This is a genomic window from Dactylosporangium maewongense (genome assembly GCF_039531485.1).
Taxonomy (GTDB): Bacteria; Actinomycetota; Actinomycetes; order Mycobacteriales; family Micromonosporaceae; genus Dactylosporangium; species Dactylosporangium maewongense.
Map to the genome: position 1 here is coordinate 216,118 of NZ_BAAAQD010000010.1, position 11,950 is coordinate 228,067.

Genomic DNA, 11,950 nt, shown 5'->3' on the forward strand with positions numbered 1-11,950 from the left:
CTCCGGCCCGCTCATGCCTGCTCCTCTTCCTTGGTCTCCTCGACGACCCGGCCCGCATACAGCGCCGCGGCCATGCGCATGCCCTCGGACCAGGCGACCGGCCCGACCTCACCGAGCGGCACCGACGTGCCGTCCTCCCGGACGAACACCAGGTCGCCGGTCTCGGTCTCGTAGTAGGGGTCGTCGGAGCCGACCCAGCTGCGCGCCTCCACCGTGCGCCCGCCCTCGAACACGCGGCAGATCGCGGAGCCGCCCTTCACCGGATAGCCCAGCGAGGAGGACCGCGCCGTCAGGTGCCGCAGCTCGGCGAACTTCCCGCCGGCATAGTCGGAGACCCGGGTCGCGGTCGGCTCGACGTCGGCGCCGCGCTGCCACGTCTGGCGGAACAGCTGGTCGACCGACTGCTTCACGCCCAGGTCGGCGGCGAACTCGCGCAGGTCGTCGAGGTCGGCGAGGGTCACCGGGTGGGGGATCGCGACCCGCGTCGCGGGCAGGCGCACCGTCTCACCGTCGAGGTTGACGATGCCGATCGTGCCGCCGCCGTCCCCGGACGCGTCGCGCAGGAAGCCGACCTCGTCGGGGTCGAAGGCGCCCTCGTCGTCGAGGACGGCGACGACGAGGTCGGTCAGCGCGGCCCGCCACACCTCGTCGGCCCAGACCCGCGCCAGCACCTCGGCGGGCACAGGCAGTGACCGGACCATCCACCGGTCGACCTGCTCGCGCACCTGCGCCTCGTGCCGGCCGAGCCACTCCTGCAGCTGCTTGAGCCCGAACACCACGGCGTCGTCCTTCAACGCCGGCGGAACGGATTTGAGCAGCTTGCCCTTGGCATTGCGGCACGCTATGCGCCCGCCATCGAGGGTGACCTCATAGCCACCGCCGGCGGTCAGCCACGTCATGCGATCCCTGCCTCATCGGGGTCCGAATGTCCCTGCGTCATCTTGACCCCCGGCACGTTAGTCACCGGGTGCGACATTTTTTGCGTCCGTGGGACCGGCCGGTGACCGGGTATGACCGGGACGTCCGGATAGATACCTGAAAGTTCCCCGCAAGAGTCCACAGTGGACGAACGAAAAGCGTGTAGATTTCGCCGGGAGCCACCGGCCGAACAAGTTCTGTCAAGAGCTGACAAATACCGAAGCTGCATACCGGTTTGGGGCGATAGTTTCAGTAAGTCCTTGACAGAACACGCGAGTCCGATGAGGATTCCGCCGTGGTGGCCCAGCGCATCGACCCTCACACCCTCTGGCACCCCGACACCGGCGGCGCCGGCCGGAGGGTGGCCGAGACGCTGCGCCTGTACGGGCCACGCACCCGCGCGGAGCTCGTCCACCTCAGCGGCCTGTCCCGCCCGACGGTCTCCTCGGCCCTCGCCGACCTCGGCGGCGCCGACCTCGTCAGCGAGCAGGTGGGCGCCGCGGCCAAACCCGTCGGCGGCAGGCCGGCCTCCGTGGTGCGGCTGACCCGCCGGGCGGGGATCGCGGTCGGCGTCGACGTCGGCCGTAGGCACGTCCGGGTCGCGCTCGCCGACCTCGGCCACGCCGTGCTCACCGAGCGGCAGTCCCGCACCGACTTCGACATCGACGACCGCCCCCGCGAGGCGCTCGACCTCGGCACCACGCTCGTCGACGCGGCTCTCGACGGCATCGGCGCCACCAGGGCCGACGTGGTGGGCGTCGGGCTCGGGGTGCCGGCGCCGATCACCCGCGACTGGCGCATAGGGTCCCCCGGCATGCTGCCGGGATGGGCGGACGTGCTGCCCGCCGACGAGCTCACCGATCGCCTTTCGCTGCCGGTACGGGTGGACAACGACGCCAACCTCGCCGCGCTCGGCGAATACGTGTGGGGCGCCGGCCGCGGCTGCGCGGACCTCGTCTACGTCAAGCTCGCCACCGGCATCGGCGCGGGCATCGTGCTGGACGGCCGGCTCTACCGGGGCGCCGCCGGGACGGCGGGGGAGCTCGGCCACGTGACCCTCGACGCCCGCGGGCCGGTCTGCCGGTGCGGCAACCGCGGCTGCGTCGAGCTGTCCGTCGGCGGGCGGGCGCTGCTCAGCCACGCCCGGCTGTCGCACCCGGAGCTGACCGACCTCGCCGGGCTCATCGCGCTCGCGCAGGCAGGCGACCCGGGTTGCCGCAGGCTCCTCGCCGACGCCGGCACCCAGCTCGGGTACGCGCTGGGCAACCTCGTCAACCTCATCAACCCGCAGCGGGTCCTGCTCGGCGACGAGCTCGGCGCGGCGACCGACATCCTGCGCGAGCCGCTCCAGCGCGGCCTGGCCGAGACCGCGTTCACGGCCGCCGCGGCGTCGGTCGAGGTCGCCCAGAGTGCGCTGTCGTTGCGCGCCGCCGCCCTCGGCGGGGTCGCGCTCGCCCTGGGCGTCGACACCGTCCCCTTCGCCGCGGCAGCACCCGCCCTCTGAAGTCCGACAAGCCGGACGCGGCTGACGAAAGCCGACAACGCCGCGCCGTCAAGCAGGAAACCGTCGCAGCTGAAGGCAAGTGATCCAAAGCACGAAGCCGCCTCCGGAAACCTTCTTTAGCGGTAACGTCCAAGCTCGTGGTAACGAGCACACTGGCCGACGCCCCTGTCAGCAAGGCCCCCAAGGTCCTGGTGCCGCTCGGCGTGATGTTCCTGTTCGTGGGCCTGTCCACGTCGATCGTCGGCCCGTTCGTGTCGCTGTTCCTCAGCACCGCCGTCAAGGCCGACCCGGTGCACGTCGCAGCCTTCCTCGTCGCCGGCCCGGTGTCGATGATCGTGTCCTCGACGGTCGTCGGCCGCCTCTCGGACAGGAAGGCCGTGCGGCGGCAGGTCCTCGCCGTCGCGGCCGCCGCCGGCGGGGTCAGCGCCACCGCCACCGCGTTCGCCCGCGACTACTGGGTGCTGCTCGCGCTGACGGTGACGGTGACCGCGATCAGCGGCTCGCTCTTCCCGCAGGCGTTCGCCTACGCCCGGGAGGCCCTGGAGCAGCGCGGCTCCACCCGTGCCGCGATGACGATCAGCACGCTGCGGATGCTGTTCTCGATCGCGTGGGTCGCCGGCCCTCCCGCCGCCGCGTTCCTCGTCGAGCTCGGCGGCTTCCGCGTCCTGTACCTGAGCGCGGCCACCATGTACGCCGCCGCCGTCCTCGTCGCCGTGTTCGTGCTGGGCGACGTCGCACCGACGCCGAAACCGCAACGCGAGGCGCCGGAGCACGCGCCGTCCAGGGTGCTGCAGGTCGTCGCCGCGCTCACCCTGGTGCAGGCCGCCGGCGTGCTCGGGGTCCAGGCGCTGCCGCTGTTCCTCAGCCACGACCTGCGCGGCTCGGTGCGCGACGCCGGCCTCGTCCTCGGGCTGTGCGCGGCGCTGGAGATCCCGCTGATGCTCGGGTTCGGCGCGTTGTCGACGAGGTGGCCGCTGCGCCGCCTGGTCGTCATCGGCGCCGGCCTCGGCGTGCTCTACTACGTGCTCGTCACGGCGTCCGTGCACACCTGGCAGGTCGCCGCCGCCCAGCTGGTCAACGCCAGCTTCATCGCCGCCGTGCAGGGCCTCGGCATCTCGTACGTGCAGGAGATGCTGCCCGGTGAGCCCGGCCGCGCCGCGACCCTCGCCGGCAACGCCTACCCGATGGCCGCGATCCTCGTCGGCCCGCTGTTCGGCCTCGCCCAGCACTTCGGCTACCGCTACGCCTACGCCGCCGCCGCGACCCTCTGCCTCACCGGCGCCGTGCTGCTCCTGACCGCCCACCGCAAACCGCAAACCCACCGCAAACCGCAAACCGACCCCGCACCGCAAACCGACCCCGCACCGCAAACCGACCACACACCGCAAACCTGACAGCGCACCGAAATCCTGACGCGTGACGGCACACTTGAAGTAATGACCACCATGCGGTTCGACGGCTGGATCGCCGGCGTCGGCACCGGCGGTGGCACCCGGCTCGTCCTCGGGCACTGGCCCCGCTCCCCGTTCGGCCCGGTCAGCGACGTCATGGTGGAGCGCCCCGACGGTCACCGGGTCCTGCTGGCCGGCACCGCGGACCTCGCCGCGTTCGTCGCCGGAACCTACCGGTTCGACGACGTCCAGGTCGTTCCCGTCGCCGTTCTCCGCGTCGGTACGACCTGGGCCGCCGACGCCGGACCGCTCACCCTCCGGTTCACGACCGGGGGACGCGGGTGGCTCGGCACGCTCCTGCGCTGCGTCCCGCCGGCCCTCGCCCGGCACCCGCGCTGGGTCGCCGCGATCGACCGCCCCGCGCGCCTGCTCCAGCCGGGCGTGCGAACTCACGGCAGCGCCGGCAACGACCGGCACGAGTGGTACGGCGTCCAGGACCTCCACCGCATCGTCGCCGCCACCGCCACCTGGGACGGCGCCGACCTGGGCCCTTTGACGGCCGTCGACCCACCGGTGCGCTTCGGCTTCGGCTCCACGCCCAGGACACCTTCGCTGGTCAGAGTGACGACGACGGTCACGACGACGGTCGGCCCAGCTTCGCTAGGTCGTAGCCGTCGGGGTAGGACTTCGTGACGATCCCGTCCGCGAAGAGCGGCGTCGTGCGTGGTCCCGCCAGCCGCAGCAGCAGCGCCCGCGACCGCAGCACCGCGTGCAGCCCGATCCGCGCCCACGCCGGCGGGTCCGGCACCGCGTACGCGCGGCGCAACGGCGGATCGTAGAGGCTCGCGATCAACGCGTCCGCCACCCCCCGCAACGGCTTCGGGATCCGGCCGCGCAGCAGCTCCCGGGTGACGCGCTCGATCCGCTCCGCCTCCGGGGTGTGCCGCAGGTGGGCCGCCTCGTACGCGTCGAACCACGCCTCGAACGCGGCGTAGCCGGCCGGGATGTCGCGGATCCCCATCCGCAGTCCGACCTCGCGGTAGTACCGGGCGGCCGCCTCGCGCTCCTGCCCGGCGGGGGCGCGCCAGCCGTACCGCCGAAGCCACCGCATCGGGACGACCACCAGCGCGGCCAGGACGTAGACGCTGTCGTCGTTGCCGGCGGGGACCTGCCGGTGCGCCTCGTTGAGCAGCCGCAGCGCCAGCCGGCCGCGGGGGTGCTCGAAGCCGTGCATGAGGATCTCGTACATGATGATGCCGGTGTCGTCGGCGCGCCGGCGCGGCTCGGTCAGGACCCGCCCGGTCCGCACGAGCTCCGCGGCGACGCGGGGGAGGGCGAACGACCGGTTGAACGCCAGGTTGAACGCCATCCGCATGTCCCAGGGGAACTCCTCGCGGAGCGTGAGCTGGTGGATCAGCAGGTAGTCGGCCTCCGGGTCGCTGTCTTCGATGCGCCGCAGGTTGTCATATCGACCTCTCCTGATCCCCCGCATGGTCGAGCAGTCTAGGAGACTCCGCCGCGGCGGGTTCGAGCCGGTCCAGCATCTCGGCGAGCACACCGGGGCCGGTGGCGAAGTTGAGCCGGACGAACCCGGCGGTGTCCACGGCCGTGCCCGCGGAGAAGTCGGCGCCCGGGCTCAGCCTGACCTTCGCGGCCCGCTCCAGGTGCCCGGCCGGATCGGTGCCGCCCCAGGGGATCCAGCTCAGATAGGTGGCCTCGGGCGCGCGGTGCGGGAGGCGGGCGGCGACGGTGTCACGGTTGCGCCGCAGCAGCTCCCTGGTGCGGTTCAGCCAGGTGTACGACTCCCGCCACGCCGCGACCGTCGCGACCCTCCCCGCGATGCCGGGCGTGCCGTAGAGGTCGATCGGCTGCGCGTCGAGCGACCGCCACACCGCCGGCGGGCCGACGTGCGCGACGGCGAGCCGCAGCGCGGCCAGGTTGAACGCCTTCGTCGCCGACGTCGCGGTCACCGTGCGGGCGGCGGTCTCCTCGCTCAGCGACGCGAACGGGGTGTGGCGGTGCGGCTCGTACGCCAGGTCGGCGTGGATCTCGTCGGTGAGCACGACAAGATCCAGGCGCTCCGCCACCTCCGCGACGGCCGCCAGCTCGGCCCGGTCGAACACCCGGCCGGTCGGGTTGTGCGGGTTGACGAGCACCAGCAGCCGGCAGCCGGCGAGCCGTTCGGCGAGCCGCCCGGTGTCGAACGTCCACCGCGCGCCGTCGTCGAGCATCGGCAGCGGCACGATCCGCCGCCCGGCCCGCTGGATGCTGGCGAGGAACGGCGGATACGCCGGGACGTGGATCGCCACCCCGTCGCCGGGCGCGGTCGTGTGCTCGACCATCACCTGCAGGATCTGCAGCACGTCGGTGAAGACCCGGGTCCGGCCGGGGCGCGGGCTCCAGCCGTGCCGCTGCCGCATCCAGTCCTCGAACGCGGTGACGACCGGGTCCTCGCCGCGCCAGAACGGGTAGCCGAAGTCCTCGCGGTGCACGAGGTCCAGCAGGCCGTCGCGGATCGCGGGGGCGACGCCGAGGTCCATGTCGGCGACCCACGCGGCGATGGTGTCCGGCGCGGTGGAGCCCCACTTGACGCCGCTGCCTCTGATGGCGTCCGGGCGTCGCGGTGCGATGCAGTCGCGCAGGATCTCCATCTGGCCGTGGTGCTGGGCGAGCTCCTCGAAGACGTGCTGGAGCGCGGCGCCCTGGGTGCCGACCCGGTCCGGCCCCTGGAACCCGGCGGGTGGCGTGCCGCGGATCGGCTCGCCCGGCGCGGCGGCGCGCACGTCCTCGGCGAACTGGGCGCGCACCGCCTCGACCCTCTGGAGGAGGTCCTCGACCCGGCCCTCCGCGGTGAACTCGGCGTCGCGGTCGCGCTGCGACGGGCGGCCCGCGACGAGCGTCCCGGCCCAGAACTCGACCACGCCCAGGCAGTGCGTCAGCAGCGCGAACGGCGAGTTGGCGCCGGGCAGCGGCCGCCGGCCCGCCCGCTCGTCGCCGAGCTCGGTGACGATGCGGACCATGCCGTCCAGCGCGCGGTCGGTGTAGTACAGGTACTCCTCGGCGCTGATCATGCCCGTCCCTCTCGCGTCACCTGCTTGACCGGTGACGCCAACCTTGCGCCGGGCGCGCGTCACCTGTCAAGGTGGTGACGTGACGTTCGTGTTCGTCAGCGGTGACCTCGCGCTCGACTTCGCCGGCACGCTGAAGTGGCGCCGCTCGGCCGCCCCGGAGGAGCTCCTCACCGGGCCGGCCGAGGCGGCTCGATGGGCGGTGGCGGCCGGTGTACTGTCCACCGCACCCCGACTGTCCACTGTGGAGTTCGCGGGGTTGCTGGAGCTGCGGGAGGCGGTCTACCGGCTCGCCGTGGCGGGGCTGGCGGGGCAGCCGTGGCCGCCGGCGGACCTGCGTGCGCTCAATGCCGCGGCCGCGGCGCCGCCGCCGCGGGTGACGCTCACCGCGGGCGGGGTCCGGCGGGCGGGGCCGCCGTCGGCGGCGGGCGCGTCGATCGGGGCCGCCGTCGCGGTCGCCGCGGTCGAGCTGCTCGGCTCCCTCGGGTCCCTCACCGTGCGGGAGTGCGCCCTCGACGAGTGCACGAGGTTGTTCGTGGACCGGTCCAGGGCCGGCAACCGCACCTGGTGCGGCATGGAGGAGTGCGGCAACAGGGTCAAGGCGGCCTCGTACCGCGCCCGCCGGGCCACCGGTGCCGACGCTGCTGGCGCTGGCGGTGGCGCGGGTGGTGCCGACGGCGGCGCAGGTGGCGCCCGGGGTGGCGTTGGTCGGGGCGCGGGTGGCGCCCGTGGTGGCGCTGATCGCGTTGGTGGTGGCGCGGGTGGTGGTCAGGCGGTCGGCGGGATGGCGGTGTCGGCGTCGCGCCAGGCGATGCGGTCGTAGCCGAAGGCGAGGCAGGCGTCCCGGGTGCGGCCCGGCACCGTCTGGGCCTCGGCGCGCAGGACGATCTCGCCGTCGACGTTGTAGAGGGACAGCAGGACCGTCGGGCCCGGCGGCGGGGGCTGGACCGGCACCTCGACGCGGGCGTGGCCGTGGGTGCCGATCAGCAGGGTGCCGGCCCAGTAGGGGCCGGGGTCGGCGGTGGGGATGCCGAAGATGATGAGCCGCCGCAGGTGCCGGCCGTGCAGCAGGTCCAGCCGGAGCCGCTGGTGCCCGGCCCGGCGGTCCATGGTGAGCGGGCCGAAGGTCTCGCCGGGCCTGAGGACCGACGACGTGCCTGAGTCCAGCTGAAACGCGCAGCCCAGCGCGAACCCCTCGTCCGGCGACCACGCGGCCTCGAAGGTCAGCGCGCCGATCCCGGACTGGAGCCGGCTCAGCATGACCGACGGGTGCCGCGGCCCCAGCACCGTCGGCGCCGACGGGTTCGTCCGCGGCGGGGTGAACGCCGTCGCGGGCGGGGGAGCGGCCGGCACGGGCGTCCGTGGCGCGGCTGGCCCGGACAGGTCGAGCGACGTCCCCCCGTGCTGCACGGACGGCGGCGGCGCGCCGCCACCGGACAGGTCGAGGGAGGTGCTGCCGGAGCGCGCGGCCGGGGGCGGCGTGGGTCCGGACAGGTCGAGCGAGGTGCCGCCGGACTGCGCGGCCGGGGGCGGCGTCGGCCCGGACAGGTCCAGCGACGTGCTGCCGGACGGCGGGGGCGGCGGCGCGGCGGGCGCTGACAGGTCGAGCGAGGTGTTCCCGGGCGGCGCGGGCGGTGCGGCCGGCCCGGACAGGTCCAGCGACGTGCTGCCGGACTGCGGCGGCGCGGCGGGGCCGGACAGGTCCAGCGAGGTGCTGCCGCCGTCCCTGGCGGGCGCCGGGGGAGGCGTGGCCGGTCCGGAGAGGTCCAGGGACGTGCTGCCCGACGGGGCGGGAGCGGCCATCTCCACGGACGAGGCGGCGGCCGGGGCGGCGGTCGCGGGGAGGCGGCGGTGGCGGATCCAGGACAGGTCTTCGGTGGCGCCGGTCCGGGCGGGAACGGCGCGGTGGCGGATCCAGGACAAGTCGTCCGAGCCGGTCACAACCGGATCCCGTAGTCGGCCGCGAGCGCGGTGACGCCGTTGGCGTAGCCGTCGCCGAGGACCTTGAACTTCCAGCCGCCGCTGTGCCGGTACAGCTCGCCGAGCGCCAGGCCCATCTCCAGGTCCAGCGCGGGGGCGAGGTTCTCCGACCGGATCAGCTCCGCGTTGCCGTCGAGGTTGAGGACCCGGATGACGCAGGTCTTCAACCGGCCGAGGGTGCGGCGGACCGCGTTGCCCTCGTTGACGTACATGACGATGACGATCCGCGTGACCTCGGCCGGCGCGGCCGACAGGTCGACCTCGATCTGGTCGTGGTCCTCGCCGACGACCTCGCGCAGCTGCTGCACCGACAGGTCCGGCGAGGAGAGCTGGTTGAAGTACACGAAGTGCCGGTCGGAGACGGCGTCCCCGTCACCCCGGCACAGGATCGCGGCCACCACGATGTTGTCGGTGAGGACGTGCTCGAGGCCCGCGCTGAACTGCACACCCAGCACCACCCCGCGCAGGTCGGGGATCTCACGCGTCAGGGTGACGTTGGCGCCGCGCTTCATCTCCTTGGTCATGGCAGGTCCAGGTCGGAGCCGGAGAACTTGGTGCGCAGGAAGTTGCCCTGGGTGGTGAGCGCGTCGCGGTCCTGGGCGCGCACGGCGACCAGGATGTTGGACGTCGCCTCCTGCAGCAGGTCGAGCTGCGCGAGCAGCTCGGGCACCGGGGCGGGCCGGTCGCGCATCGACGCCTCCAGGGTCAGGTAGCTGCGAAGGGTGGTCGGCAGGAAGTCCTCGACGGTGTTGCGGACCAGCAGCACCGCGTGGATGTCGAGCGGCCGGGTCGCCGACGTGTCCAGGATCTCCCGGAGCGTGTCGGTGAGCCAGCGCGACCGCACCACGGCGGCCGCCGGCAGCCTGGCCGCCTGCTGGTTGACGAAGTGCTCGGCGTCGGTGATCCGCTTGAGGATCTGGGTGGTGTCGCCGACCGGGTCCCCGGAGGAGTCCGCGGTGGGGGCGGCGGCAGGGGGCGGCGCCTCGTCGTCGTCCCCCCACCAACGTAGCCAGCGCACGGTGGGCTCAGCCGGTCTGCTGGCCGCGCAGCGTGCGCTCGAGATACGGCTTGGCCCGCTCGATCTGCCCCTCCAGGGCGTGGACCGTCTGCGCCATCGAGTCGACCGCCTGCGCGCGGAAGGTGTCGACCGCGTCCATGGTGGCGAAGACGTTGTCGAACGCCGCCTGGAGCTTGTTGATGTCGATGGTGGCCGACGCGGCCTGCTGGTTGATCGCCGCACCCTGCGTCTTGAGCTGCTGGGACGTCGCCTCGATGAGGTTCGAGGTCACCGTGTTGAGCTGGGTGATCTGGTCCAGCACGAGCTTCTGCCGGGCCAGGGCCTGCGACACGATCACCGCGATGCGCAGCGCCGCGACGGTGGTCGTCTGCGCCCGGTCGACGCCCCGGATGAGCTCCAGGTTGTTGCGCCGGACCAGGTCGAGGGCCATGTAGCCCTGCACGTTGACCGCCATCTGGGTCATGATGTCCTGCCGGCGCTGCCGGACCGGGAACAGCGCGTCGGAGCGCAGCGTCGCCGCGGCCTCCGTCTGACCCGAGGCCTCCAGGGCCGACACCTTCGCCGCGATCGCCTCGTCGAGGGCCGCGGCGAGCTCGTTGTACTCCGCGAGGCGGCCCATCGTGGTCCACATGTTGACCTTTTCGGTCTCGATGGCCGCGTTGTCCTTGCGAAGGTCGTTCTGACCGGACTCCAGCGCGACGATGATCGCGTTGAGGTGCGACTGGGCCGACTTGTACTTGGCGAAGTACCGGTCGATCTTGTCGCCACCCGGCAGCCACTTCAGGACCTTCTGCACCCCGGTCAGGTCGGCCCGGTTGGGGTCCAGCTCGGTGATCGTGCTGCGCAGGTCGACGAGGGTGTTGGCGACCCTGACCTGGGCGTCGTCGGTGGCGGCGCGGCCGCGGCCGCGGCCCATCGCGGCGGCGGGACGCTCCAACATGCGGTTGGACATCCCGGCCGCCGCGCGCATGTCCTGCTCGCCCATCGAGGTGATCGAGGCGACCTTCTGCTGGAAGGCGGGCGAGTTGGTGTCGATCGCGGCGAGCTCCTCGACGAAGGCGGCCGCCTTCTGCCGGAGCTCGAGCTGCTTCTCCGTCTGGACGGGCACGGCACCGGCCGCCTGCTGCGGCTCCACCACCACGACGGGCGCGGGGGGCGTCAGCACCAGTGCGCCCTGTTGCGGGGCGCCACCGAGATCGAGTTCGGACATCGCAGGAACCCTTCCCATCAACTCGCGTTGGAGCAGCTCAGCCGACGTTGACGCCGAAGTCGCGGGCGATCCCGGCGAGGCCCGAGGCATACCCCTGACCGACGGCCCGGAACTTCCACTCGCCACCGTGCCGGTACAGCTCGCCGAAGATCATCGCGGTCTCGGAGGAGGCGTCCTCGGTCAGGTCGTAGCGGGTCAGCTCGGCGCCGCCGTCCTGGTTGACCACCCGGATGAAGGCGTTGCGGACCTGGCCGAACGACTGGCCGCGCTGCGGGGCCTCGTAGATGGAGACCGGGAACACGATCTTGTGGCACTGGGCGGGCACCGCCGCGAGGTCCACGAGGATCTTCTCGTCGTCGCCGTCGCCACCGCCGGTGAGGTTGTCGCCGGTGTGCTCGACCGAACCCTCGGGGCTCTTCAGGTTGTTGAAGAAGACGAAGTGCTGGTCGGACAGGATCTTGCCGTTCTCACCGAGCATCAGGGCGCTGGCATCCAGGTCGAACTCGGCGCCGGTGGTGGCCCGCTCGTCCCAGCCGAGGCCGATCATCACCGCGCGGAGATTCGGCGCCTGCTTGGTGAGCGAGACATTGCCGCCCTTGGTGAGGGTGACGGACATGGAACTCTCCTCGCGCTCTCGTTATGGTCGTCAACCATGTCCGATCGGCCTGTCGGATATATTCATCCGGCTGATCGACGACACCGGAGCCGCCTTCAAAGCTAACGCGCTTCCGGCTACTGTCGAACATTGATCGAACAAGCCGGAGCCTACCCCAACCCTTCAAGCGGACGCGCCCGTAGGAACGGTGAACGCCGGCCCTTGCTGGCGGGCGGGCGATACTGTCGGGCGGGCAACATCATGAT

13 protein-coding genes are annotated in these 11,950 nt (G+C 72.7%); 5 read left to right on the forward strand and 8 right to left on the reverse strand.

Annotation, left to right across the window (positions count from 1 at the left end; genetic code table 11):
* Positions 1-11 precede the first annotated feature (11 nt).
* Positions 12-899: a DUF4132 domain-containing protein gene (locus ABD332_RS25445; RefSeq protein WP_344504612.1), complete on the reverse strand. Its 888-nt coding sequence runs from the start codon at positions 897-899 to the stop codon at positions 12-14.
* A 314-nt stretch (positions 900-1,213) separates the two neighbouring features.
* Between ABD332_RS25445 and ABD332_RS25450 the strand changes: the two genes are divergently transcribed.
* From ABD332_RS25450 to ABD332_RS25460, 3 genes are all read left to right on the forward strand, one after another.
* A complete protein-coding gene (locus tag ABD332_RS25450) occupies positions 1,214-2,422 on the forward strand; it encodes an ROK family transcriptional regulator (RefSeq protein ID WP_344504613.1) in 1,209 nt (402 codons plus the stop codon).
* 137 nt (positions 2,423-2,559) lie between these two features.
* Positions 2,560-3,816, forward strand: a complete 1,257-nt coding sequence (locus ABD332_RS25455; RefSeq protein WP_344504614.1) for a sugar efflux transporter — start codon at positions 2,560-2,562, stop codon at positions 3,814-3,816.
* A 42-nt stretch (positions 3,817-3,858) separates the two neighbouring features.
* Positions 3,859-4,506, forward strand: a complete 648-nt coding sequence (locus tag ABD332_RS25460; RefSeq protein ID WP_344504615.1) for a hypothetical protein — start codon at positions 3,859-3,861, stop codon at positions 4,504-4,506.
* On the opposite strand, the gene ABD332_RS25465 is transcribed toward ABD332_RS25460, so the two are convergent.
* Both ABD332_RS25465 and ABD332_RS25470 read right to left on the reverse strand, forming a co-directional pair.
* Positions 4,448-5,305 carry an oxygenase MpaB family protein gene (locus ABD332_RS25465; RefSeq protein WP_344504616.1) on the reverse strand — a complete coding sequence of 286 codons (858 nt, stop codon included), beginning with the start codon at positions 5,303-5,305 and terminating at the stop codon, positions 4,448-4,450. The two genes, ABD332_RS25460 and ABD332_RS25465, sit on opposite strands and share 59 nt — an antisense overlap.
* Positions 5,277-6,884 (reverse strand): aminotransferase class I/II-fold pyridoxal phosphate-dependent enzyme, encoded by a 1,608-nt coding sequence (locus ABD332_RS25470; protein ID WP_344504617.1) that lies wholly within the window; start codon positions 6,882-6,884, stop codon positions 5,277-5,279. Before ABD332_RS25470 ends, ABD332_RS25465 begins: the two co-directional genes overlap by 29 nt.
* Before the next feature lie 79 nt (positions 6,885-6,963).
* Here ABD332_RS25470 and ABD332_RS25475 point away from each other — a divergent pair, with 79 nt between their 5' ends.
* Positions 6,964-7,704: a CGNR zinc finger domain-containing protein gene (locus ABD332_RS25475; RefSeq protein ID WP_344504619.1), complete on the forward strand. Its 741-nt coding sequence runs from the start codon at positions 6,964-6,966 to the stop codon at positions 7,702-7,704.
* Here ABD332_RS25475 and ABD332_RS25480 read toward each other — a convergent pair.
* Genes ABD332_RS25480 through ABD332_RS25500 form a run of 5 tightly spaced genes read right to left on the reverse strand, consistent with a single transcriptional unit; the run spans position 7,650 to position 11,705 of the window.
* Entirely contained in the window at positions 7,650-8,822 is a 1,173-nt protein-coding gene (locus ABD332_RS25480; protein WP_344504620.1) for a hypothetical protein, read from the reverse strand. The genes ABD332_RS25475 and ABD332_RS25480 overlap by 55 nt on opposite strands.
* Entirely contained in the window at positions 8,819-9,385 is a 567-nt protein-coding gene (locus tag ABD332_RS25485) for a TerD family protein (protein ID WP_344504621.1), read from the reverse strand. The genes ABD332_RS25480 and ABD332_RS25485 overlap by 4 nt, the downstream gene beginning before the upstream one ends.
* Positions 9,382-9,879 (reverse strand): hypothetical protein, encoded by a 498-nt coding sequence (locus tag ABD332_RS25490; RefSeq protein WP_344504622.1) that lies wholly within the window; start codon positions 9,877-9,879, stop codon positions 9,382-9,384. Before ABD332_RS25490 ends, ABD332_RS25485 begins: the two co-directional genes overlap by 4 nt.
* A gap of 7 nt (positions 9,880-9,886) precedes the next feature.
* Positions 9,887-11,089 carry a toxic anion resistance protein gene (locus tag ABD332_RS25495; protein ID WP_344504624.1) on the reverse strand — a complete coding sequence of 401 codons (1,203 nt, stop codon included), beginning with the start codon at positions 11,087-11,089 and terminating at the stop codon, positions 9,887-9,889.
* A gap of 37 nt (positions 11,090-11,126) precedes the next feature.
* The gene (locus ABD332_RS25500) at positions 11,127-11,705 is read right to left on the reverse strand and encodes a TerD family protein (RefSeq protein ID WP_344504625.1); all 579 of its coding nucleotides are present in this window, start codon (positions 11,703-11,705) and stop codon (positions 11,127-11,129) included.
* Between ABD332_RS25500 and ABD332_RS25505 the strand changes: the two genes are divergently transcribed.
* Positions 11,704-11,838 carry a hypothetical protein gene (locus tag ABD332_RS25505; protein ID WP_344504626.1) on the forward strand — a complete coding sequence of 45 codons (135 nt, stop codon included), beginning with the start codon at positions 11,704-11,706 and terminating at the stop codon, positions 11,836-11,838. The two genes, ABD332_RS25500 and ABD332_RS25505, sit on opposite strands and share 2 nt — an antisense overlap.
* Positions 11,839-11,950 lie beyond the last annotated feature (112 nt).

What these genes read in the sequence shown, in the direction of transcription:
- ABD332_RS25445 (WP_344504612.1), bottom strand. Translation starts at nt 899, where the DNA reads ATGACGTGGCTGACCGCCGGCGGTGGCTATGAGGTCACCCTCGATGGC.
- ABD332_RS25460 (WP_344504615.1), top strand. Translation starts at nt 3,859, where the DNA reads ATGACCACCATGCGGTTCGACGGCTGGATCGCCGGCGTCGGCACCGGC.
- ABD332_RS25465 (WP_344504616.1), bottom strand. Translation starts at nt 5,305, where the DNA reads ATGCGGGGGATCAGGAGAGGTCGATATGACAACCTGCGGCGCATCGAA.
- ABD332_RS25470 (WP_344504617.1), bottom strand. Translation starts at nt 6,884, where the DNA reads ATGATCAGCGCCGAGGAGTACCTGTACTACACCGACCGCGCGCTGGAC.
- ABD332_RS25485 (WP_344504621.1), bottom strand. Translation starts at nt 9,385, where the DNA reads ATGACCAAGGAGATGAAGCGCGGCGCCAACGTCACCCTGACGCGTGAG.
- ABD332_RS25495 (WP_344504624.1), bottom strand. Translation starts at nt 11,089, where the DNA reads ATGTCCGAACTCGATCTCGGTGGCGCCCCGCAACAGGGCGCACTGGTG.
- ABD332_RS25505 (WP_344504626.1), top strand. Translation starts at nt 11,704, where the DNA reads ATGGAACTCTCCTCGCGCTCTCGTTATGGTCGTCAACCATGTCCGATC.
- ABD332_RS25500 (WP_344504625.1), bottom strand. Translation starts at nt 11,705, where the DNA reads ATGTCCGTCACCCTCACCAAGGGCGGCAATGTCTCGCTCACCAAGCAG.